Source organism: Shewanella vaxholmensis, from assembly GCF_031932135.1.
GTDB classification, from domain to species: Bacteria; Pseudomonadota; Gammaproteobacteria; order Enterobacterales; family Shewanellaceae; genus Shewanella; species Shewanella hafniensis.
The window spans coordinates 412995-435390 of record NZ_JAUOEV010000001.1 but is presented as its reverse complement, the minus strand read 5'-3'; the positions used below and the strand labels follow the sequence as shown (position 1 = coordinate 435390).

The following is a 22396-nucleotide window of genomic DNA, read 5'->3' as shown; positions in this document are numbered from 1 at the left end:
GACGTCCTTGTGTTGCTAAAAGATCCGAGTTTGCTGCGTCAACAATGTTATATCAATGGCCAGTGGTGTGATGCCGAGTCGAAAGAGACTGTTGCCATCGCCAATCCTGCTACGGGCGCTGTGATTGCAAGCGTCCCTGTAATGGGGCAAGTCGAAACCCAAGCTGCGATTAAAGCGGCGGAAGCGGCGCTGCCAGCTTGGCGAGCGCTTACAGCCAAAGAGCGCGGCGCTAAGTTAAGGCGTTGGTTTGAATTACTCAATGAAAACAGTGATGACTTAGCATTGCTCATGACGACTGAGCAGGGTAAGCCGCTGGCAGAAGCTAAAGGTGAAGTAACCTATGCCGCTTCGTTTATCGAGTGGTTTGCCGAAGAAGCGAAACGTATCTATGGCGATACCATTCCCGGGCATCAAGGGGATAAACGCTTGATGGTGATTAAGCAGCCCGTTGGCGTAACGGCGGCGATTACGCCGTGGAACTTCCCTGCGGCTATGATCACTCGCAAAGCGGCTCCGGCTCTCGCTGCGGGTTGTACTATGGTGGTTAAGCCTGCGCCGCAAACGCCGTTTACCGCATTAGCCTTGGCCGAACTTGCCGAGCGTGCGGGCATTCCGGCAGGGGTGTTCAGTGTGGTCACAGGCGATGCCGTCGCGATTGGTAATGAAATGTGCAGCAACCCGATAGTGCGTAAGCTGTCGTTCACTGGCTCGACCAATGTCGGCATTAAGCTGATGGAGCAATGTGCGCCAACTCTTAAAAAATTATCTTTAGAATTAGGCGGTAATGCGCCATTTATCGTGTTTAACGATGCCAATATCGATGCCGCTGTCGAAGGCGCCATGATCGCTAAGTACCGTAATGCCGGCCAAACCTGCGTCTGCGCAAACCGCATTTATGTGCAAGACGGTGTATACGACGAGTTCGCCTTAAAACTCAGCACAGCTGTGGGCAAGCTCAAAGTCGGAGAGGGCATCAAGGAGGGCGTCACAACGGGCCCGCTGATCAATGCCGCCGCGGTCGAAAAAGTGCAAAGTCACCTTGTCGATGCCATTGCCAAAGGCGCATCTGTGGTCGCTGGCGGCAAAGTCCATGACCTTGGCGGTAATTTCTTCGAGCCAACCGTGCTCACTAATGTTGATAAAAGCATGCGTGTCGCCCGTGAAGAAACCTTTGGTCCACTCGCGCCGCTGTTTAAATTCAGCGATGTCGACGATGTGATTAAACAAGCTAACGATACGGAATTTGGCCTCGCCGCCTATTTCTATGGTCGCGATATTTCACTGGTGTGGAAAGTCGCCGAAGCCTTGGAATACGGCATGGTTGGGGTCAACACTGGCTTGATTTCGACGGAAGTGGCCCCCTTTGGTGGGATGAAATCCTCTGGACTGGGCCGCGAAGGTTCTAAGTACGGCATCGAAGAATATTTAGAAATGAAGTACATCTGCATGTCCGTTTAATACGGTCCGATTTGGCGTGTGAGGAACACTAAATGACAACAACCAATGATTCATTGATGGCACGTCGCCAAGCCGCAGTTGCGGGTGGTGTCGGGCAAATTCACCCAATCTTTACCGCGCGCGCCGAAAACGCGACCGTGTGGGATGTTGAAGGGCGCGAGTTTATCGATTTTGCGGGCGGCATTGCTGTGCTTAATACCGGTCATCTTCACCCTAAAGTGAAGGCGGCGGTTGCGGCTCAGCTGGATAATTTCTCCCACACTTGTTTTATGGTGCTCGGTTACGAGAGCTATATCCAAGTGTGTGAAAAGCTCAATCAATTGGTGCCAGGGGATTTTGCCAAGAAGACGGCATTATTCACTAGTGGTTCAGAAGCGGTTGAAAACGCAGTTAAAGTGGCGCGTGCCTATACCAAACGTGCTGGCGTGATTGCGTTTACGTCTGGCTACCATGGTCGCACTATCGCAGCCTTAGCACTGACCGGTAAAGTCGCGCCTTACAGTAAAGGTATGGGGCTGATGTCGGCGAATGTGTTCCGCGCCGAATTCCCCTGCGATATGCACGGCGTGTCCGATGATGATGCCATGGCCTCGATTGAACGTATCTTTAAAAATGATGCCGAGCCAAGTGATATTGCCGCCATTATTTTAGAGCCAGTGCAGGGCGAGGGTGGTTTCTACGCTGCATCACCCGCCTTTATGCAGCGGTTGCGCGCATTATGCGATCGTGAAGGCATTATGCTGATCGCCGATGAAGTGCAAACGGGGGCAGGCCGTACCGGCACTTTCTTTGCCATGGAGCAAATGGGCGTGAGTGCAGATATCACTACTTTTGCTAAATCTATCGCGGGTGGTTTCCCTCTTTCGGGCATTACTGGCCGCGCGCAAGTGATGGATGCCATTGGTCCGGGTGGTCTTGGCGGTACTTATGGAGGCAGCCCGTTAGCGTGTGCCGCAGCGCTTGCTGTCATTGAAGTGTTTGAAGAAGAAAAGCTGTTAGATCGTGCTAATACCATAGGTGAGCGCATTAAGTCTGCATTGAATGTGATGCAAGTTGAACATGCACAAATCGCCGATGTGCGTGGTTTAGGCGCGATGATCGCTATCGAATTGATGGATGATGGCAAGCCTGCGCCGCATTATTGCGCGCAAGTGTTGGCTGATGCCCGTGACCGAGGATTGATTTTATTATCCTGCGGCACTTACGGTAATGTGCTGCGTATTTTGGTGCCATTAACCGCGCCGGATGCACAAATTGATGCAGGCCTTGGTATCCTCAAAGCCAGCTTCGATGCCGTACTGAAAAGCTAATATTGCTTTGATATAAAAGCTGTTTTAGATGACAGTTTTACATAATGAAAATCCCGCTTCGGCGGGATTTTTTATGGAAGTGGCGATTGTTTTGGCGTTTGCCATTTTTACTGCCAATGGCTTTCAGCACGAGTCAGTTTACTGAATGGCTACTGTTTAATCTCCATTAGGATCTGCAGCGCTTTTTTGCGTTTATCAAGGTCGTACAAGTCATTGGTAAAGATAAACTCATTCACGCCAAGTTCTTTGACGATCATTTCCAAACGATGCTTAATCGTCGCTGGACCGCCAATGACAGATAAACCTAAGAAATTATCGACATAGGTTTCTTCCTGCGCGCTCCATAAGCCATCCATCGTTTCAACCGGAGGTTTTAACCATAACTCGTGACCACGGATAAGCGCCAGTACGCGCTGTTTCGAGGTCGTGCCCAGAAATTGCGCCTCTTCATCAGTGTCGGCAGCAACGAGCGGCAAACCTAACATCACATAGGGCTTATCAAGCACTTGAGAAGGTTTAAAGTCGCGGCGATAGATTTCAATCGCATCGTAAAGAAAACGTGGGGCAAAGTGGCCCGCAAACACATAGGGCAAACCGCGCTGCGCCGCTAATTGTGCGCTAAAGAGACTCGAACCCAATAACCAAATCGGCACATTAGTGCCTTCTCCAGGAATCGCTCGCACCGCATGGCGACCATTGTAAGGGCCGAGTAAGGTTTGTAATTCACTGATTTCTTCAGGGAATTGTTCGGCGCGACTGGTATCGCGGTTCAGTGCTCTGCTGGTAATTTGATCACTGCCGGGCGCTCGACCAAGACCTAAATCAATGCGGCCGGGATAGAGGCTTTCTAGCGTACCAAACTGCTCCGCAACCACTAACGGTGCGTGGTTGGGTAGCATAATCCCCCCTGAGCCAACACGAATACGCTGGGTATTACCGGCAATGTAACCTATTAATACTGAGGTCGCCGCGCTGGCGATACCGGGCATATTGTGGTGTTCGGCAAACCAAAAACGATTAAAGCCGAGGCGATCGGCTTCCTTGGCATACTGCAAACTGTTGTGCAGCGTTTCACCCACAGTCGAACCTTGGCGCATGGGCGCGAGTTCCAATAGCGAGAAGGGAATATCGGCCAATAATGATGTCGGTTGTGACATAGTGTCTCCAAGTGACTGCCGTCTTTTGCTAGCGAAAACAAGCGTTGCTAACAGTGTTAGTCGCATTGCTAGTGGCATTGTTAGGCGCATAGCGAAGAACAAGCGTTAACGGCTCAGTCTTGATGAATAAAAAGGTATTCAGTGTTATTGATATGGGGCTAAGTACCGCGCTTCTCAAGCTTGAACGGTTAACTCTTTTCCCCTTCGTTATTTCATTAGTCATGTCAATTTGAGTTTGCACTTGAGCAGCGTTATTAAACCGAGTGCGTCTTGGTTCATACTTGCTTTGTAACAAATCGAGACGGTGAAGTCATCCCAGCGTGAGGGACGATAATGTGGAACTGAAGATCTTATTCTCAGCAACTCAGCGCTAGGCCTGTCACTGCGGGATTGGGTGAGGTTCGCTACAGCTCATTTGGTTATGAGTTGCAACACAAGGGTATAACTAAGTGAAGTGATAAAAAAACTGCCGATAGCAGGGCTATCGGCAGTTGATGTTATGCAATAGATAAATCGCTATTGTCAGTCGCGCATTACTGCTCGGCTTTCACATCCCTTAGCGATGCCGCAGCACTTTCATTCTCAGTATTATTATGTGAATGGTGAGTCTCAGTCAGGCGACGCATTAGCGGTAATACCGCAAGGGCGATAAAGGTACAAACCACAGCCGCGATACCCAATTTATTAAATAGGCTGGTGTATACGGGCAAGGTTTGCAGTGGATCGACTAAATCTTTTGGCACACTGGCGAAGTTAGCGACCACACCGCCCAGATACTGTGAAATACCTGAGGCGACGAAATAGGCTCCCATCATAAAGCCGCCCATACGCGCAGGTACGTAGCGGGCAATCATGGCAAGACCAAGACCACTCACCAGCAATTCGCCTAAAGAGTAAGAGGCATAGCCCCAGATCATGATCCATGAAGAAGTTTTACCGTTGACGGCGAATTGTCCGGCAAAGCCATAGATAAAGAAGCCGATAGCGACGACGGCAAAACCGAGGGCAAATTTCGCCGCGATAGAGAAGTCTTTATCATTGCGACCCGCCCACGAATAACTCCACGCCAAGATTGGACTTAACACCATAATCCATAATGGATTCAATGCTTGAAACTGGGCCGGTGACCAAGTCCACAAATGGGTACCAAAAATTTGGAAATCCCAGTCCACGTTACGTAATGCAAAGAGTGCAAGCGAGGTCGACATTTGTTGATAGAAGATAAAGAAGAACACGGTTTGAACTGTGAGGATCAGCGCCGCAATCAGTCCCGCTCGTTCACTGGTTTCGCTGGTGCGGATCAAGTGGAAGAAAATGGCCAATACGGCTACGCCAGCGGCGTAAACAAAGACACGGGCAACCGCTTCATATTCCAAAATAATGGCCGAAGCTACTACTGACAACGCGGCCAGAGCTAATACTATCGCGAGGCTTTTCTTGTTCACTGGGCGAGTATCAGGCTCAGAACCGTAATGGACTAAACTCTTACGCATAAGTGCATAGTTGCCTAAACCCACCAATATGCCGACACAACACACGGCAAAGGCGGCATGCCAGCCAAACTCGTTGCCATACTGGGCGTTGACATAATCTTTAATCCAAGGCGTCAGCAACATAGAGAAGGTCGAGCCAACGTTGACCGCCATATAATAGATGGTAAACGCACTGTCGATTTTAGAATCGTCACCTTCGTAAATTTTACGAACTAAGTTACCGGCATTGGGTTTGAACAGGCCGTTACCGACCACAATCACACCGAGCGCCGAAAACATAAACCACGTATTTTCAGTGGGTACGGCCATCAGCGCATAACCCAGAGACAAAATCCCCGCGCCGAGCAGCATAGTGCGTTTAGTGCCGAGGATCTTATCCCCAACCCAGCCACCTATCGCCGGTGATACATAAATGAGCGCCGCACAGGCACTCCATACTAAGTTTGCCCGTGAGTCATCAAAGCCAAGGCGCTGCACCATAAAGTACACAATCAGCGCTTGCATGCCGTAATAACCAAAGCGTTCCCATAATTCGATAAGAGACACAGTCATAAATGAATGTGTTTTACTTACCGGAGCAGTCCCAATAGTCATATCGCTTGCTTCCAACATTGTTGTTTTAATATTTGAGCTCAAAAGTATAAGGCGATAACCCAAGCAAACCAATGGCAGAGACTGGCAAAACAGACTTTGTTACAAATGAATTGATAAATTTTAATGTGTGTTTAAGGCTTTGGGCGGTGTTAACAACGATTTTTGGCGCGCAGATAAACCCTGCTAAAACTTAGGTCGTCAGCGTCAGCCACACATAAAGCTTTATGTATCGTTCAGTTAGCGGACTGAGGGTTTAATTTTTTCAGACATAGTTATTATCTTATCAACTCAATACGTTCGAGTGATAAACTTAACAAGGCCTTTTAAGAAAGCGACTTAACATTGTCAGTTGAAAGACCTGAATTTAACTCATTCGACAGTCCGCTAATGTGAAACAGAGAATGCAGAATTGGCAACAATTTAAACCGTAATTTTGTGAGAAGATAATGATATATGGCTCATTTTTAGCGGCAGCTCGTCACGTTAGCATGATTATTTTGAGTTTTAACCTTTCCATCAGTTGCTGTGTTAATAGATAAACTGATAATGGTAAGTATTTATCAACTAACCTATTTTGATTATATTGAGGTTGATTGTGTTAGAGCAGAGGGCATAGTGCGTTTGGCTATCCTAATTTAGATAACTTTAAAATTAAGATTTTTACTTCCGTAGAGTCCCTACATTTACAGGAATGTATCAAGCTGTTAATGAGCCGATTTGCGTTAAATATATTGAGATGGAGTAAGTTGATGTTACGAATTGGTATCGATCTTGGCGGCACAAAAATCGAGTTAGTCGCATTGGATGACGCTGGTAAAGAAGTGTTTCGTAAACGCATCCCAACGCCAAGAGAATATGTTGCGACAGTCGATGCGTTAGTCGCACTCGTGACAGAAGTCGAAGAGAGCCTGCAACAAACCGCCACGATAGGCATAGGTATTCCAGGGGTGATTTCTCCTTTTACTGGCCTAGTTAAAAATGCCAATTCAACGTGGATCAATGGTCATCCCCTCGATGTCGATCTGGGCGCTCGATTAAACCGTAAGGTGAAAATCGCTAATGATGCGAACTGTTTTGCCGTATCAGAAGCGGTCGATGGCGCAGCTGCTGGTAAGTCTGTGGTCTTTGGCGCCATTATTGGTACTGGCTGCGGCGCTGGTATCGCCATCAAAGGCCAAGTGCATGATGGTGGTAATGGTATCGGCGGTGAGTGGGGTCATAATCCTTTACCTTGGATGAAAGCCGATGAATTTAATACCACGACGTGTTTTTGTGGTAACAGAGACTGCATCGAGACTTTTATATCTGGCACGGGCTTTGTACGCGATTTTCGCGCCGCAGGTGGTGTCGCTGACAGTGGTATTGAAATCGCCCAAATGATGCAAGCAGGCGATCCGTTGGCGACTCAAGCATTTGATCGCTTTATTGATCGTTTAGCCCGCTCATTGGCCCATGTGATCAATATGATGGATCCTGATGTAATCGTCCTTGGCGGTGGAGTCTCTAATATCGATGCCATTTACACTGAATTGCCAAAAGTTTTACCACTATATGTGGTTGGCCGTGAGTGTCACACTCCGGTTGTTAAAAACTGTTATGGCGCTTCATCGGGCGTGCGTGGTGCTGCTTGGTTGTGGGGACGCTAACTTTAGACTTAATTTGAAATAGTGTTTGAAATTAAAGGCCGAATTCATTTATTTGAATTCGGCCTTTTTTGATTTAGTCATTCAAAAGTTTTACATTTCATTAGCAAATCTTTATCTTAAGTGCTGGTAATTCTTATGCTAAGTGCTATTTTTAATGCTGGCTAGAAAGTATAAAAATGAATGAGATCAAAATAATTACGCCATTGTCGTTTTCTTGGGAGTTTACTCGATGAAGCATTTGTCCATCAGTACTAAGTTGTTGTGGATTACATCAGCATTATTTTTATCGATAGTGGCTATTTTATCTATCAGTTTATGGTGGACACTGTCGGCTCAAAACGCGCAATTATCTGATCAAGTTCAAAATACCCTACAAACTGAAACGCGGGATAAACTCGAAGCTCGCGCCGGTGAATATGGCGAAATGGTCGCTGGATTTATCAACGAAGCTTATCGTATTCCATTTTCTTTTGCGGGTATGCTGGAAAGCACAGCCGATGAATTACCTTTAAAACGCGACCGCTTAGAACTCGCAGTGGCGGCAGTACTAAAGAAGAATGCGCAAGTTTCTTCTATGTATGCCCAGTTCGAACCTAATGGTTATGATGGGCTCGACAGTGAGTTTTTGAATGTGAATGTTAGCCACAGTGTGGCGACATCGGGTGCGCTAGAGGTCTATTACACTCGTAATGACGATGGCACAGTGGAGCATAACCAAGTTGAAGATTCGGCAGAAAAGTACCTCACTAGCTTAAATGAGTTTGGGATCCGCGATGCAGAATGGTATTTATGCGGTAAAGAAACCTTAAAGCCCTGTTTAATGGAGCCGTACTTATACGAGATCACTCCAGGCAACAAAGCGTTAATGACCTCCTTGACAGTGCCTGTGCTTAAACATAAGCAATTTATCGGTGTAGTCGGTGTAGATGTAAACTTGCCCGTGTTTCAAACCCTTATCGATAAGTTATCCAAAAGCCTCTACGATGGACAAGCGAAGGTCACTTTGCTGAGCACCCGCGGTTTAGTGGTTGCAGCCAGTCATTACAGTAAAAAGGCGCGCCCCTTAGCTGAGTCGATAAATTCAACTCTCGCCTCGCAAATTATCTCCTTGCACAAGAATTCCGGCTATATGGTTAACGATGATGAAATTATTGTTGCCTACCCCATTAAGATCCCGCTAGCGAATGCCGAGTGGTCCTTGGTTATCCAAGTGCCGACAGCACAGGCCTATAAAAGCTCAATTGAGCTTAATAATGATATGGATGAGATGGCGACCTCTTTAGGCAGTTTGCTGCTGATAGTGGGGATTGTGGTATCGATTGCCGCTGTAATTACCATTAGCTTAGTGATCCGTAGCATTATCTCACCTTTGAAGCTGATCCAAGGCCGAGTGGAACATCTTGCGAGTGCCGATGGCGATTTAACACAATCGATTGAGGTTGATTCGCACGCTGAATTGATTGCGTTAGCGAAAGGTTTTAACTCCTTTATTTATAAACTTAAGGATTTGATTGCCGAACTTAAAACGCTTGCAAGTCGCTCTCAGGAAGAAAGCCAAGCCTCTGCCAAAATTGCCCAGCTCACCCGTGACAGTGTGAACCGCCAGTACGGCGAAATTGAGAGTGTGGTAACGGCTGTGAACCAAATGAGTGCCACCGCACTTGAGGTTGCTAAGGCATCAGAGCAAACGGCTGCAGAAACTGAAGCCATGTCGCGCAATATTCGTCACAGTGAAGAGAGCCTGACAAAGGCAATGGATTTCGTCGCGACTATGTCTCAGGAGTCAATGGAGGCTAAGCTAGCGGTGAGTAAAGTCGCCGACAGCAGCATGAACATCAGCCGTATTCTTGAGGTGATTAGCTCCATTGCTGCGCAAACTAACCTGTTAGCGCTCAATGCGGCAATTGAAGCGGCAAGGGCGGGCGAGCAGGGACGGGGCTTTGCTGTGGTGGCTGATGAAGTCCGTGCACTGGCATCTAAGACTCAAAGCTCGACGAACGACATTAGTACCCTTATCGATGCACTACAGAAAGAAGTCCAAAGTGCTTCTGGCATCATAGATAAAGGTGCTGAGCGGGCACAAATGGCCGTCTCTCAAACAGAGCAAGCGTTAAACTCATTGAACTCAATGGTGAGTCAGATTGGGGAAATCTCAGGTCAAGTGACCCATATTGCCGCCGCCGCAGAAGAGCAGAGCGCAGTGACTGAAGAGGTTAATCGTAATATCACCGGCATTTCTGATTCGGCTTCCGAACTTGCACGTCTTGCGGGCGAAGCACAGCAAAGCAGTGTGGTTCTCGCAAACTTAGTGAAGCAGCAGCATGAGCAGTTAGGTAAGTTAAAAACCTAGTACGTAGAGATTTACTAAATTAATGCATTGATTTTAATTAGGCTCTTTGATTGTGCTGCTGGTTAAACACTGATCAAAGGGCCTATCTTTATGGTGATGTTAACTAACAATACATAGGCAGAAGCCATAAAATAGTCAGCGAGCCAGCTGTATATGCATGGTGATTATACTGTGATTAGCAGGATAAATTTTTTAGATACAAAAAAGCCCATTTTTCAATGGGCTTTTTCGTTGAATCGGGTGGTGGCCCCTCACGGACTTGAACCGTGGACCTAACGATTATGAGTCGTGTGCTCTAACCAACTGAGCTAAGGGGCCGACTTAAGGTAATCGTCATTACCTGAAGCGGGTGGAAGTATACTAAGCTTACTTACGCTTGTCACCCGTGTTTTGGCTTGAAATACACACAACTGATTCAATTGGTTATCTGTTAATCAACTTAAATGTAATCGTCGCCTAAATTTAGGGCTTCGATACTGTGCTGATGTCGATATTAGCGTATGAGAGGCAATAAAAAGCCCTGCATAGGCAGGGCTTCAAATCTTACTTAGCTGACTTTAGGCTGGTAACGGCCTATTCATCTAGGAATGATTTTAAGATTTCTGAGCGTGAAGGGTGACGCAGTTTGCGCAGTGCCTTAGCTTCAATCTGACGAATACGTTCACGGGTTACGTCGAACTGCTTACCCACTTCTTCAAGAGTGTGGTCAGTGTTCATATCGATACCAAAACGCATACGCAGTACTTTCGCTTCACGGGCGGTTAGACCTGCTAACACTTCGTGTGTGGCGTTTTTCAAGCTTTCGCTGGTCGCTGAGTCCAGTGGTAGTTCGAGGGTCGTATCCTCGATAAAATCACCTAAATGCGAATCTTCATCGTCACCGATTGGAGTTTCCATGGAGATAGGTTCTTTGGCGATTTTCAGTACCTTACGGATCTTATCTTCCGGCATCATCATACGCTCAGCCAGTTCTTCAGGAGAAGGCTCGCGGCCCATTTCCTGTAGCATTTGGCGAGAGATACGGTTCAGCTTGTTGATCGTTTCGATCATGTGTACTGGAATTCGAATGGTACGCGCTTGGTCGGCAATAGAACGAGTAATCGCCTGACGGATCCACCAAGTTGCATAGGTCGAGAACTTGTAACCACGACGGTATTCGAATTTATCCACGGCCTTCATCAAGCCAATGTTACCTTCTTGGATTAAGTCCAAGAATTGCAGACCACGGTTGGTGTATTTCTTCGCGATAGAAATTACCAGACGTAAGTTTGCTTCAACCATTTCTTTCTTCGCACGGCGGGCTTTAGCTTCACCGATTGACATACGACGGTTGATGTCTTTAATGGCTGAAATCGCTAAGCCGGTTTCTTCTTCAACTGCTGCAAGCTTAGTACGACAACGGATCACGTCGTCTTCAACCATTCTTAGGCCTTCGGCATAAGGTTTAGTTGAGGCTTTTTCAGTGTTGAACCAATCGAGGTTGGTTTCGTTGCCAGTGAAGAATTTAACAAAATTTTTCTTCGGCATTTTGGCTTGTTCAACGCATAGTTTTAACACTAAACGTTCTTGAACACGCACGCGATCCATCATAGTGCGCATGCTTTTTACTAAACGGTCAAACTGTTTAGGTACTAAGCGGAATTCTTTGAAGATTTCACCAATTTCGAATAGTGCTTTTACCGATTCTGGGTGTTCACGGCCCTTAGCTTCGATAATTTTCAGTGCACTTTCGTAGGCGGTTCTCAGTTGAGCGAATCTTTCGCGTGCTTCTTCAGGATCTGGCCCTTTGTTGCCTTCTTCTTCATCTTCACTGTCTTCGTCATCATCTTCGTCATCTTCATCGTCCAGCTCTTCTTCAGATAATTCTGAGCCGATGTGAGTTGCTGTCGGTGCGACGTCTTCTTCGTCCGGGTTAACAAATCCAGAGATAATATCAGATAGGCGCAGTTCGTCGGCTTCAAATTGGTCGAATTGCTCAAGGATCATCGCGATCGCTTGCGGGTACTCGGCGACTGAACTTTGAACTGTGTTGATGCCTTCTTCGATGCGTTTGGCGATAACAATTTCGCCTTCGCGGGTCAGAAGCTCAACGGTACCCATTTCACGCATGTACATGCGCACGGGATCGGTTGTGCGGCCAAGTTCGCTTTCTACTGTTGCGAGTGCGGCAGCGGCTTCTTCAGCGGCATCTTCGTCTGTGTTGTCTTCCGACATCATCATGTCATCGGCATCTGGGGCTTCTTCGAATACCCGGATACCCATGTCATTTATCATCTGGATAATATCTTCGATCTGGTCAGAATCGACCATGTCTGCAGGTAAGTGATCGTTCACTTCTGCATAGGTTAAGTAACCTTGCTCTTTACCTTTGGCAAGCAACAGCTTAAGTTGCGACTGCGGAGTATGATCCATAGATATCATCCAAGTTGGGAAACTGTTACAACGACGGACACTTAGCATAAGCTAAGTGCCGCGCAAATCGTCAATTATAGCCGTGTGCACATGTCTGTGCTAGTCACTGGGACAGTGAATGAGGACATTTTTGCCTCAGTTTAACCCTTTCATGACTGAGATCAGCTTCGAGAGCTGCATCTTCTCTTCTTTAGTATGAGTCTGTTTTAGACTCAATTCCTGATATCGTTGTTCAATATATTGATTGTTCAACCAAACCAGGGTTTGTTTAAACTTTTCGAGCAAGTTTTCATCCGCCACTTGATGGTCCCATTGGGCCAATTTATGCAGAGTGCCGCTATAAGGGTGCTCTCTGAATTGTTCAAGTAGTTGTGCGCTGTTTAACGTTTGCTCTCGAGTCATCTCCAATAACAGTGGCAGCAATTCTATGCCTGGCATCTGCAAGTGGGCGAGTGCGGGTTGTGGGGGTAAACCCATACCCAGTTTAGGATGTTGTACTAGCAATGCGATGGCGAGTCGCAAGGGTGTACCGCGTCCTTTTAATCCTTTATTTGCCATTGGTTTAGCTTGTTTCACGCTAAAGCCTAGCTTCTTTTTCATATCTTCTGAGCTGTTCATTCCTAACTTGTGAGCTAAGTTCTCAAGTAGTAAATTTTGCAGCACAGTGTCTTGAATTTTTTCAATTAAGATAAAAGCTTGTTTCGCTAAGTTGCCTTTATCTGTACCGTATTTTGTCGCTAACGTATCAAATAGAAACTCGGGTAGTGCAATGGCTGAAACCATTAAGGTTTCAAATGCATCTTTACCAATCTTACGTACCATAGAATCAGGATCTTCGGCCTGAGGCAGGAACATAAATCGCACTTGATCGCCTGGCTTTAATAATGGCAATGCCGTTTCCAAGGCACGCCAAGCCGCTTCAGTACCCGCTCTGTCACCGTCGTAACAGCAAACCACTTCTTTAGCGCTGCGCAGCAAAAGCTGAAATTGCTCCGCTGTAGTCGAAGTGCCTAATGACGCGACGGCATAATCGACACCAAATTGCGCCAATGCCACCACATCCATATAGCCTTCAACGATCAGCACTTTGTCCGGATCGCGATGGCGTTGCTTTAGTTCATAAAGACCATAAAGCTCATTGCCCTTATGAAATATGGGCGTTTCTGGAGAATTCAAGTATTTGGGTGTGCCATCACCTAAAACTCTGCCGCCAAAACCAATGACTCGTCCGCGCCTGTCGCGGATAGGAAACATCAGGCGGTCACGAAATCTGTCGTAACGTTTACCACTGTCGTTACTAATTAACATACCCGCAGTGAGTAATTTATCCTGCGCATCCTGATTCTGACGATAGCGGCCCAATAAGCCGTCCCAACCGTCTGGCGCAAAGCCAATACCAAAATGTTCGACTACATCATCGGATAAACCGCGATAGGCAAGATAATCGATAACTTTTTGTTTATCTTGGTGTTGTCTAAGTTGGTTTTGAAAGTAAAGGCTCGCTTCTTCCATGAGTTGGTATAAGTCACGACTTAAACCGTCATCATGTCGCTTGCCTGTGCCTTGTTCTCTGGGAACCTCTAATCCAAGCTGGCCCGCCAAATCTTCAATGGCATCAATAAAATCGAGTCGGTCATACTCCATCACAAAATCGATGGCGTTGCCGTGAGCACCGCAGCCAAAGCAATGATAGAACTGTTTATCACGGCTGACGGTAAACGAAGGTGATTTTTCACTATGAAAAGGACAACAGGCCGAGTAGTTCTTACCCGCCTTTTTCAAGGGCACCTTACGATCGATAAGTTCGACTATGTCAGTGCGAGCGATTAGCTCATTGATAAAATCACGAGGTATTGCCATTGAGTGCTTAAAATCCCGCCTTGCGCGAATTTAAACAAACAAGCCGCGCATAGGCACGGCTTGTTCATACAGTGAAACGCTAATTATTGCAATTTTGCACGGATCATAGCGCCGATAGCGCCCATGTCTGCACGTCCTTGCACTTTAGATTTCAATGCTCCCATTACTTTGCCCATATCCGCCATGGCGGATGCACCTACTTCTACAATAGTTGCATCGATGAGCGCCGCGACTTCCGCCTCTGTAAGAGGGGTAGGCAGGAAAGCTTCAATAACTTGAATCTCTGCTGCTTCCACGTCGGCTAACTCGTTACGACCCGCTGCTTCAAATTGAGCAATCGAGTCACGACGTTGTTTCACCATTTTGGTTAAGACCGCTATAACCTGTTCATCAGTCAGAGATTCGCGGGTATCCACTTCAATCTGTTTGATGGCGGCTAATGCCATACGAATAGTGCTCAAGCGCGCCTTCTCTTTGGCGATCATGGCCTGCTTCATGTGGTCTTTTAGCTGATCAATTAGGCTCATATGAGATTAATATAAACGTACGCGACGTGCGTTTTCGCGAGAAAGCTTCTTAGCTAAACGTTTAACTGCAGCTGCTTTTGCGCGCTTACGTGCAGTAGTTGGCTTCTCGTAGAATTCACGAGCACGCACGTCGGCTAAAATACCAGCTTTTTCACAAGAGCGCTTGAAACGACGCAGAGCTACGTCGAATGGTTCGTTTTCACGTACTTTAATAATTGGCATACGCCATCACCCCTTAGGTGTAGGTTGTTCTGGTTCAATTGCTCGAACCAAGTCTATTTAAAATGGTGCGGAATTTTATACCGAGACACCTAGGCTTGTAAAGCCCTAAAACTGAGCTTAGTCCTATAGTGTACTCAATATGGCTTGTGCGGCTGGAGTAATCGAGCACTTGCAGGTAGAATTAGCGCCCTTTTAGTTAGCAATTGATGAGACACCATGCGGGTTCTAGGTATTGAAACATCCTGTGACGAGACAGGTATCGCCGTCTATGACGATGAGCTGGGCTTATTGTCGCACACTTTATACAGTCAGGTTAAGCTGCATGCTGACTATGGTGGTGTGGTGCCTGAACTGGCGTCACGTGACCATGTGCGCAAAATTGTGCCGCTTATTCGTCAAGCGCTGAAAGATGCAAATACTGAAATGGCTGATCTCGACGGGATTGCCTACACCAAGGGCCCAGGTTTAATTGGTGCTTTGCTTGTCGGCGCCTGTGTAGGGCGGTCACTGGCGTTTGCTTGGGACAAGCCTGCTATCGGTGTGCATCATATGGAAGGACATCTACTGGCGCCTATGCTCGAAGATGACGCGCCTGAGTTCCCCTTTGTGGCCTTATTGGTCTCTGGTGGCCATTCTATGTTGGTTAAAGTCGATGGAATTGGCCGCTATGAAGTATTAGGCGAGTCTGTTGATGATGCCGCGGGTGAAGCATTCGATAAAACAGCTAAGTTAATGGGGCTGGATTATCCCGGTGGTCCGCGTTTAGCAAAGCTTGCTGCTAAAGGTTTACCTGCAGGGTATAAATTCCCGCGACCTATGACCGATAGACCAGGACTCGACTTTAGTTTTTCGGGTTTAAAAACCTTTACCGCCAATACCATTGCTGCTGAACCTGACGATGAGCAAACGCGCGCCAATATTGCCCGTGCCTTTGAAGAAGCCGTGGTCGATACGCTAGCGATTAAATGTCGCCGCGCACTGAAGCAAACTGGCTATAACCGCTTAGTGATTGCCGGTGGCGTGAGTGCAAATACGCGCTTAAGGGAAACCTTGGCAGAAATGATGGGCTCTCTAGGTGGAAAAGTATTTTATCCTCGCGGTGAGTTCTGTACTGATAACGGCGCCATGATTGCCTTTGCTGGATTGCAGCGTTTAAAGGCGGGGCAGTACGAAGATTTAGCGGTAAAAGGTCAACCTCGATGGCCATTAGATACCTTGCCACCTGTGGCATAACACGCCTTTGATGCCGATGTATTGATGCTGAAATAAAAAACTGCGCTTTTAGCGCAGTTTTTTATTGGGGTAATTTTATTGGGAGTAATGTCATCTTAAGATTTTTTAGGACGCTTCTTGCGTGACACTTTAGATTCTTCACCCTTGAGTAAGCGCTGAATATTGTCTTTATGGCGAATGATGATAAGTGTCGACAACATGGCAACGGGAATGGTGAATCTGTCGTCTAGCCACCAAGTATAAAGGGGCGCCAGTAAAGCGGTAAGAATGGCGGCAAGGGACGAATATCGGCTAATTAACAATAGGACGACCCAAGATGCCATTAAGCAAATCGCTAAATCATCGCCGATGGGAGCCATAGCGCCAAAGGCGGTAGCAACGCCTTTGCCGCCTTTAAAGCCAAAAAATACCGGATAAATATGCCCAAGGCATGCGGCGATGGCGATAAGCCCGAGTGACACTGCATCTATGCCCATGAGATAAGCTAAATAAGAAGGCACGGCACCTTTGAGCATGTCGAAAAACAACACCATGGCAGCCGAACTCGCGCCGCCAATTCTTAGTACATTGGTGGCGCCTGGATTACCTGAACCTTGCAATCTTGGATCGGGTAGACCTCTCATCCTACAAACCAGCACGGCACTTGAGATTGAACCCGCTAAGTAGGCGGCCAAAATCATCAAAAGTGTCTGTGTTAATGGACTCACATTGGTTTCCTTACGCGTCTTAAGGTATTATCGCGCAACAATTTAAAAAGCTGACCCAGTTGCCAATCCCGCTATAGGTTTGTGCGATAACTCGCCTAGTTAGGGCTGAGATATTCTCTGAATGAGCAAATCCTTTTAGGGCGTTATCCTACTGTGGATTGGTTCGAGTAGAAAGTAAATTAGTTATCTGTCAGAAGATTGCGGATTATACAGCTAGGATCGCTTTTAGCTTATCAGACCTCATAGTCGTTAGTTGGAGAAAGCATGGATAAGGTACTTATACGGCAATTACGCATTGATACTGTGATTGGTGTCTATGAGTGGGAAAAGAAAATCCATCAGAGCCTGTTATTAGACTTAGACATGGCGTGGGATAATAAACCTGCCGCAGCGACGGATGATTATCAATATGCGCTGTGCTATGAGACAGTTTCCAATCGATTAACCCAACTTGTTACTGAGCATCCAATCGAGTTAATCGAAACGGTTGCCGAGCGAGTGGCCGATTGCCTACTTCAAGAATTTAACGTGACTTGGGTGAAAGTTGTCGTGATGAAGCCAGGCGCGGTAGCAACTGCAGCTTCGGTTGGCGTCGAGATTGAACGTTCACGTTAGATGAGTACTTGATCAACTGCGCTGTTGATTGAGAAATAGTGTTTATCTTCAGATAAATCGGACATTAGCATGGCACGTATTTATATCAGTCTGGGTAGCAATATCGAGCCTGAACAGCATCTGCAAGCAGGATTAACATCGCTGCGAGCGTGTTTCGGGCCGCTGCGCCTCTCTTCTATGTATGAAAGTGAAGCGGTAGGTTTCAGTGGCACTAACTTTTTGAATATGGTTGCTAGCGCTGAAACGGATCTTAATATAGCGGCGGTAGTTGCACAGTTTAAGCAAATCGAGCAGAATCACGGCCGGCTTGCCGGGGCGAAGAAATTTAGCCCAAGAACCTTAGATTTAGACCTGCTGCTTTATGACCATGTGGTATGCCAAACGCCTGTTGTGCTGCCCCGTGCTGAGATAGTCAATAATGCCTTTGTGTTATGGCCTTTAGCTGAGTTAGCGCCGGAATTGATTCATCCCGTGGTAGATAAAAGCTATGCAAGTTTGTGGCAAGAGTATGACAAAAATTCACAGCGACTTTGGCCTGTGACGTTTGAATGGCCCCCAGGGCTGACGTTTTAATTTATTGATAGGATTGTCATGGATACGTTTCAGGTCATTATTTTAGCGCTTATTCAAGGGCTAACCGAGTTTTTGCCTATTTCTAGTTCTGCCCACTTAATTTTACCCGCACAGCTTTTAGGCTGGGAAGATCAAGGTTTATCCTTCGATGTGGCGGTGAATACCGGTTCGTTATTTGCTGTGGTGATTTATTTTAGGCATGAGTTATGGACTATGTTTAATGCTTGGATTGCGAGCATTTTCAGAGGTCAACAATCCGAAGACAGCAAGCTGGCGTGGTGGATTATTCTGGCGACCTTGCCAGCGGTGTTTTTTGGTTTTCTGGCAAAGGATTTTATCGCAACTCACCTACGTAATGCTGAGGTCATCGCGGTCACTACCGTCGTATTTGGTTTATTGTTGTGGTGGGCCGATAAGATGTCGCGCCGCGATTTAACGGTTTATCAGACGGGCTGGCGTAAAGCCTTGTTAATTGGTTTCGCGCAGGCATTGGCCTTGATCCCAGGGACTTCGCGCTCTGGTGCCACTATGACAGCGGCGCTAATGTTAGGCTTAAGTCGTGATGCAGCGGCCCGCTTTTCATTCTTAATGTCAGTTCCTGTGAGTTTAGGCGCGGCGATTTTAGTGGGTAAAGATCTGGCGAAAAGTGAGCTTCCGATTGATTATCAAGCGTTAATCCTAGGAACTCTGATTTCGTTTGTTGCAGCTTATGCCTGTATTCATTACTTCTTAAAAATCATCAGCCGCATGGGAATGACCCCGTTTGTGATCTATCGTTTAGCACTGGGTGCCATCTTGTGTGGATTTATCTTCTTCTAGCCACGCGAGTTTAGTCATCATAGTGAGATAATAAATAATAGAATCGGGTCATGTACCCGATTTTTGTTTTTGGAGCTTCCTCATTTTCTGAAGCTTAACTTATTTTTGGAGCTTTATATGGGTCTCGAATATCAGTGTCCAACCTGCGGACTTGCGTTAAAACAACACAAAGCCTCCCAAGGTTTTTATTGTGTCAATAAGCATCACTTCGATCGGAATGAGCAAGGCTATTGGGTTTTTACTAAACCACAACGCCAAAAGCCGACTGGTGATTCGCGCGAGCAAGTTAGAGCTAAGCGTTTTCTGCTCGAATCAGGCATCTTTTCGCCTTTGATCGATAAACTGGCTGAGATAATCACTGGATCTATCAAACCTGATGCTTGTTTATTGGATTACGAGTGCGCTGAGGGTTTCTTCCTGCGAGCTTTAGCTTCCAAGTTGGCTGAGGTCGAAAATTTGCTAAACGTCCAGTACGTGGGCGTAGCGGACGCAGAAAATGCCATTTTTGCTGCCGCGAAGGCGCTGACTCCTGGGATCTTGTGTTTAAGCTCCTCTAAAAAATTACCCTTTGCCGATAATTGTGTGGATTTTATTACTGTTATTGATCGGCCGTTAAAGGGAAAAGAGTCTGTTAGGATATTGAAAGACGATGGGACCATGTTACTGGTTATGCCTGGGCCACGACACCTATGGCAACTCAGGGAATATATTTATTCTGACTTAGTCGAAAAGCCTTTCAAAGTGAATTTACCCTCAGCATTATCGGTAAAGGAGACTCAGACACTGAGCTTTACCTTATCTGTTACTGGTGAACAGGCATTAACGCTATTGGATATGGCACCTTATGCATGGCGAGCAAATGACAAGATGAAGCACGATATTCAAGCTAATCATTTTGAGTCACTGGAAATTGACTATGTATTAGTCTTAGCACATCAACGTGTAAGTGAGTTGCTATAGGTTAAAACCTGCAGTTGATGCGGTTAATTTTAAACCAATTCATAGGCTTGGCTCGATGGTTTTGAGATGTCTAATAAGGCAGTTTTACTCAAGTCTATGATTCTGTTTGACGTTTTTATGTTGTTTTTATGTTGGATGGGCCGAAGGTGTTATTATTTTTAACTTTAGGCCTATTTGTTCTGTGACAAATACAACCTTCTTATTGCCTTTGTTTCCCATGTAGCCTCGATTTTTGTCAATAGTTCTTCTTTAGAGGAGCCGTATTATTCTTTTATAAAAAACATTTTTAAGATAAGCGAGACTGACCTTTAAGAATGCTCAAAAGTTTTAATGAGAAGCTTAGATAAATAACGAAGGTTTTAATTAAAAGATGAATGGGATCCGTTTATAAAGGTGTATACAAAAGTTAACTTTTTTTAAGGGGATTGAGGATAGGCTTTAAAGATACGTTTGGAAATTTAAAGTCAATTTAGCACTTTTGTATTGGTGGACTGACAATCTAGAGTACCAATGTATTGAATGACAGGTATAAAAAAAGGCTTAGATTGATGTGCTTATCGCTTTCATCTTTCTTAAGCCTTTTGTCTTAACTTACTAAATAGTAAGCTAAATTACCTTTCATTACTTCTTGTAACGAGAAGCAACGTTGTCTAAACGGTCGTTTGCGCGTTTAGCTTCTGCTTGTGCGTCCATAGATGCTGCTTTTGCATCTTTAACGTCTGCAGACAGTTTGCTTTGCTCTGATTTCAGAGAACCAACATCAGCTGACAATTGATCAACTTTGTTGCCCAGAGTTGCAACGCTTTCTTCCAGAGCAGTAGTGTTCGCGCAACCACCTAGTAGGGCAGTCATTGCTAAACCAGCAATCATCAGTACTTTTTTGTTCATTGTAAAAAATCCCTTAAAATAGGTTGGATTTGAATGTTCCGTTACTTTGTAAGCGAAACTGCCTAATTATGACATAGCTATTTTAATTTGCTACGAATATTAATGTGTTTAACCACTATAGGCATATAAATTTTTTTTAAAAGCTTTTTTTATAAGTTATATCGACATTTCTAATCGTAAAGGAGGGCATTTTTCACTATAAAGTGATGCACCACTTACAAATCCTTTACAAATTACCGTTCATCCGTCGGCAGTTTAGTTTGCATTTTTTGTTTAAACTGACTGACCGCTTCAATACGACGTAAATTTAACGCCTGCTTTATCTCTGCGCCTTGGAAACCTGCGGCAATAATGGCGGCAATATCGACATTATTGGCGGCAAGGAAGCATTGAGTTAAATACTCACCCTGAGGGTAGGGGTTGTTTTCAAATCCTGTGCGACCACGCATATCGGCGATGCAGGCTAATATAAGCTGCGTTAAGCGCTCGGGCTTACGCCAAAAGTCAGCTTTATCGAATATTTTTACGATCGTGTCGGCTCTAAGCTCGAAGGCCTGATGAACGTTCTGATGTTGGTCACTGACCAGTAACGCCAGATCGCGGGTTTCGTTCGGCACTCGTAAACGGGTGCAGAGCGCTTTTATCTGCGGCAAGCCCTTTTGGCCGTGACCGTGATGTTTAGGTAAATGCTCTTTTGGACTGAGGGCTTTGCCTAAATCATGTACGAGAGCGGCAAAACGAACGCTTTTATCCTCAGTGAGAAGAGCGGCTTGGGCGAGCACCATTAAAGTATGCACACCGGTGTCAATTTCAGGATGCCATTTTTCTGGTTGAGGGACGCCAAATAAGGCAAATATCTCGGGAAAGAGCACTTCAAGGGCGCCACATTGGTGCAGGACCTCAAAAAAGATCTCTGGGTGAGGTCCGCCTAAACTTTTATCGACTTCTTGCCAGACTCGCTCCGCTGTTAACGCATTAAGTTCATCGCTTGCGCTAATTTGGCGCATCAGTGCCAGAGTTTCTGCGGCAATGTGAAATCCTAAGGCATGAAACCTTGCGGCAAAGCGGGCGACACGCAATACGCGAAGTGGATCTTCAACGAAAGCATCCGATACATGGCGCAATAGGCGCGCGTTAATATCCTCAATGCCATTAAAAGGATCGTATAAGTTGCCCTTTTCATCTTGGGCGATAGCATTGATGGTCAGATCTCGGCGCAACAAGTCTTGTTCTAGAGTCACATCGGGACTGGCATGGCAGCTAAAACCACCATAACCCAGTGCAATTTTTCGCTCTGTTCGGGCTAACGCATATTCTTGTTGGTTTTTAGGATGCAGAAATACTGGGAAATCTTTACCGACTTGGCGGTATCCCAGTTGCAACATTTGTTCTGGAGTCGCACCAACGACGAGGTAATCTTTGTCCTTGATAGGGAGATTGAGCAGGCTGTCACGCACAGCACCGCCGACGAGATATATTTTCACAGGCAAGATTCGGCTAATGTGTCATAAACATAGCTTATCATGCCCATTAAGGTGATAGATAAAGTCGTCGCGAGATATTTGCGCACTT

18 protein-coding genes and 1 tRNA gene are annotated in these 22396 nt (G+C 46.1%); 9 read left to right on the top strand and 10 right to left on the bottom strand.

Features of this window, described 5'->3' with window-relative positions; translation table 11 throughout:
• The first annotated feature begins 9 nt into the window (after positions 1–9).
• Both gabD and gabT read left to right on the top strand, forming a co-directional pair.
• Positions 10–1458, top strand: coding sequence for an NADP-dependent succinate-semialdehyde dehydrogenase (gene gabD, locus Q4Q46_RS01740; RefSeq protein WP_261273645.1), 1449 nt, complete (start codon positions 10–12; stop codon positions 1456–1458).
• A gap of 32 nt (positions 1459–1490) precedes the next feature.
• On the top strand, positions 1491–2768 hold the full coding sequence (gabT, locus tag Q4Q46_RS01735) for a 4-aminobutyrate--2-oxoglutarate transaminase (protein WP_311905061.1): 1278 nt from the start codon (positions 1491–1493) through the stop codon (positions 2766–2768).
• A 149-nt stretch (positions 2769–2917) separates the two neighbouring features.
• Here the strand turns inward: gabT and Q4Q46_RS01730 are convergent, their stop codons facing one another.
• Together Q4Q46_RS01730 and Q4Q46_RS01725 are read right to left on the bottom strand one after the other, a co-directional pair.
• Positions 2918–3925: an LLM class flavin-dependent oxidoreductase gene (locus Q4Q46_RS01730; protein WP_311905060.1), complete on the bottom strand. Its 1008-nt coding sequence runs from the start codon at positions 3923–3925 to the stop codon at positions 2918–2920.
• 533 nt (positions 3926–4458) lie between these two features.
• Positions 4459–6012 carry a peptide MFS transporter gene (locus Q4Q46_RS01725; RefSeq protein ID WP_006085023.1) on the bottom strand — a complete coding sequence of 518 codons (1554 nt, stop codon included), beginning with the start codon at positions 6010–6012 and terminating at the stop codon, positions 4459–4461.
• Positions 6013–6761: 749 nt separating this feature from the next.
• Between Q4Q46_RS01725 and mak the strand changes: the two genes are divergently transcribed.
• Positions 6762–7658: a fructokinase gene (mak, locus tag Q4Q46_RS01720; protein ID WP_106649788.1), complete on the top strand. Its 897-nt coding sequence runs from the start codon at positions 6762–6764 to the stop codon at positions 7656–7658.
• Positions 7659–7887: 229 nt separating this feature from the next.
• Positions 7888–10008, top strand: a complete 2121-nt coding sequence (locus tag Q4Q46_RS01715; protein ID WP_106649789.1) for a methyl-accepting chemotaxis protein — start codon at positions 7888–7890, stop codon at positions 10006–10008.
• 241 nt (positions 10009–10249) lie between these two features.
• Here Q4Q46_RS01715 and Q4Q46_RS01710 read toward each other — a convergent pair.
• The 5 genes from Q4Q46_RS01710 to rpsU all read right to left on the bottom strand — a co-directional run bounded on the left by Q4Q46_RS01710 (position 10250) and on the right by rpsU (position 15029).
• Positions 10250–10326 (bottom strand) — tRNA-Ile (locus Q4Q46_RS01710).
• Between the two features lie 255 nt (positions 10327–10581).
• Positions 10582–12420 carry an RNA polymerase sigma factor RpoD gene (gene rpoD, locus Q4Q46_RS01705; RefSeq protein WP_106649811.1) on the bottom strand — a complete coding sequence of 613 codons (1839 nt, stop codon included), beginning with the start codon at positions 12418–12420 and terminating at the stop codon, positions 10582–10584.
• A 135-nt stretch (positions 12421–12555) separates the two neighbouring features.
• On the bottom strand, positions 12556–14280 hold the full coding sequence (dnaG, locus tag Q4Q46_RS01700; RefSeq protein ID WP_311905059.1) for a DNA primase: 1725 nt from the start codon (positions 14278–14280) through the stop codon (positions 12556–12558).
• Positions 14281–14363: 83 nt separating this feature from the next.
• Entirely contained in the window at positions 14364–14807 is a 444-nt protein-coding gene (locus Q4Q46_RS01695; RefSeq protein ID WP_006080724.1) for a GatB/YqeY domain-containing protein, read from the bottom strand.
• A gap of 6 nt (positions 14808–14813) precedes the next feature.
• Positions 14814–15029 (bottom strand): 30S ribosomal protein S21, encoded by a 216-nt coding sequence (gene rpsU, locus Q4Q46_RS01690; RefSeq protein ID WP_006080725.1) that lies wholly within the window; start codon positions 15027–15029, stop codon positions 14814–14816.
• A 216-nt stretch (positions 15030–15245) separates the two neighbouring features.
• On the opposite strand from rpsU, the gene tsaD reads away from it, so the two are divergent.
• Positions 15246–16262 (top strand): tRNA (adenosine(37)-N6)-threonylcarbamoyltransferase complex transferase subunit TsaD, encoded by a 1017-nt coding sequence (tsaD, locus tag Q4Q46_RS01685; RefSeq protein ID WP_311905058.1) that lies wholly within the window; start codon positions 15246–15248, stop codon positions 16260–16262.
• Between the two features lie 95 nt (positions 16263–16357).
• On the opposite strand, the gene plsY is transcribed toward tsaD, so the two are convergent.
• Complete coding sequence (plsY, locus tag Q4Q46_RS01680) at positions 16358–16969, bottom strand: glycerol-3-phosphate 1-O-acyltransferase PlsY (RefSeq protein WP_006080727.1); 612 nt, start codon at positions 16967–16969, stop codon at positions 16358–16360.
• A 264-nt stretch (positions 16970–17233) separates the two neighbouring features.
• Between plsY and folB the strand changes: the two genes are divergently transcribed.
• The 4 genes from folB (at position 17234) to Q4Q46_RS01660 (ending at position 19936) form a co-directional block, all read left to right on the top strand.
• Positions 17234–17584: a dihydroneopterin aldolase gene (gene folB, locus Q4Q46_RS01675; RefSeq protein ID WP_006080728.1), complete on the top strand. Its 351-nt coding sequence runs from the start codon at positions 17234–17236 to the stop codon at positions 17582–17584.
• Between the two features lie 69 nt (positions 17585–17653).
• A complete protein-coding gene (gene folK / locus Q4Q46_RS01670) occupies positions 17654–18157 on the top strand; it encodes a 2-amino-4-hydroxy-6-hydroxymethyldihydropteridine diphosphokinase (RefSeq protein ID WP_006085038.1) in 504 nt (167 codons plus the stop codon).
• Positions 18158–18175: 18 nt separating this feature from the next.
• Positions 18176–18976 carry an undecaprenyl-diphosphate phosphatase gene (locus tag Q4Q46_RS01665; RefSeq protein ID WP_311905057.1) on the top strand — a complete coding sequence of 267 codons (801 nt, stop codon included), beginning with the start codon at positions 18176–18178 and terminating at the stop codon, positions 18974–18976.
• A 117-nt stretch (positions 18977–19093) separates the two neighbouring features.
• On the top strand, positions 19094–19936 hold the full coding sequence (locus tag Q4Q46_RS01660; RefSeq protein WP_311905056.1) for a putative RNA methyltransferase: 843 nt from the start codon (positions 19094–19096) through the stop codon (positions 19934–19936).
• Between the two features lie 621 nt (positions 19937–20557).
• Here the strand turns inward: Q4Q46_RS01660 and Q4Q46_RS01655 are convergent.
• Complete coding sequence (locus tag Q4Q46_RS01655) at positions 20558–20824, bottom strand: Lpp/OprI family alanine-zipper lipoprotein (protein ID WP_006080732.1); 267 nt, start codon at positions 20822–20824, stop codon at positions 20558–20560.
• 233 nt (positions 20825–21057) lie between these two features.
• The gene (locus Q4Q46_RS01650) at positions 21058–22308 is read right to left on the bottom strand and encodes a multifunctional CCA addition/repair protein (protein ID WP_311905055.1); all 1251 of its coding nucleotides are present in this window, start codon (positions 22306–22308) and stop codon (positions 21058–21060) included.
• Between the last annotated feature and the right edge of the window lie 88 nt (positions 22309–22396).

Coding starts and splice junctions, on each gene's coding strand:
- dnaG (WP_311905059.1), bottom strand. CDS start 14,280: ATGGCAATACCTCGTGATTTTATCAATGAGCTAATCGCTCGCACTGAC.
- Q4Q46_RS01715 (WP_106649789.1), top strand. CDS start 7,888: ATGAAGCATTTGTCCATCAGTACTAAGTTGTTGTGGATTACATCAGCA.
- Q4Q46_RS01660 (WP_311905056.1), top strand. CDS start 19,094: ATGGGTCTCGAATATCAGTGTCCAACCTGCGGACTTGCGTTAAAACAA.
- gabT (WP_311905061.1), top strand. CDS start 1,491: ATGACAACAACCAATGATTCATTGATGGCACGTCGCCAAGCCGCAGTT.
- folB (WP_006080728.1), top strand. CDS start 17,234: ATGGATAAGGTACTTATACGGCAATTACGCATTGATACTGTGATTGGT.
- rpsU (WP_006080725.1), bottom strand. CDS start 15,029: ATGCCAATTATTAAAGTACGTGAAAACGAACCATTCGACGTAGCTCTG.
- Q4Q46_RS01665 (WP_311905057.1), top strand. CDS start 18,176: ATGGATACGTTTCAGGTCATTATTTTAGCGCTTATTCAAGGGCTAACC.
- Q4Q46_RS01730 (WP_311905060.1), bottom strand. CDS start 3,925: ATGTCACAACCGACATCATTATTGGCCGATATTCCCTTCTCGCTATTG.
- rpoD (WP_106649811.1), bottom strand. CDS start 12,420: ATGGATCATACTCCGCAGTCGCAACTTAAGCTGTTGCTTGCCAAAGGT.
- Q4Q46_RS01725 (WP_006085023.1), bottom strand. CDS start 6,012: ATGACTATTGGGACTGCTCCGGTAAGTAAAACACATTCATTTATGACT.
- tsaD (WP_311905058.1), top strand. CDS start 15,246: ATGCGGGTTCTAGGTATTGAAACATCCTGTGACGAGACAGGTATCGCC.
- Q4Q46_RS01695 (WP_006080724.1), bottom strand. CDS start 14,807: ATGAGCCTAATTGATCAGCTAAAAGACCACATGAAGCAGGCCATGATC.
- mak (WP_106649788.1), top strand. CDS start 6,762: ATGTTACGAATTGGTATCGATCTTGGCGGCACAAAAATCGAGTTAGTC.
- Q4Q46_RS01655 (WP_006080732.1), bottom strand. CDS start 20,824: ATGAACAAAAAAGTACTGATGATTGCTGGTTTAGCAATGACTGCCCTA.
- folK (WP_006085038.1), top strand. CDS start 17,654: ATGGCACGTATTTATATCAGTCTGGGTAGCAATATCGAGCCTGAACAG.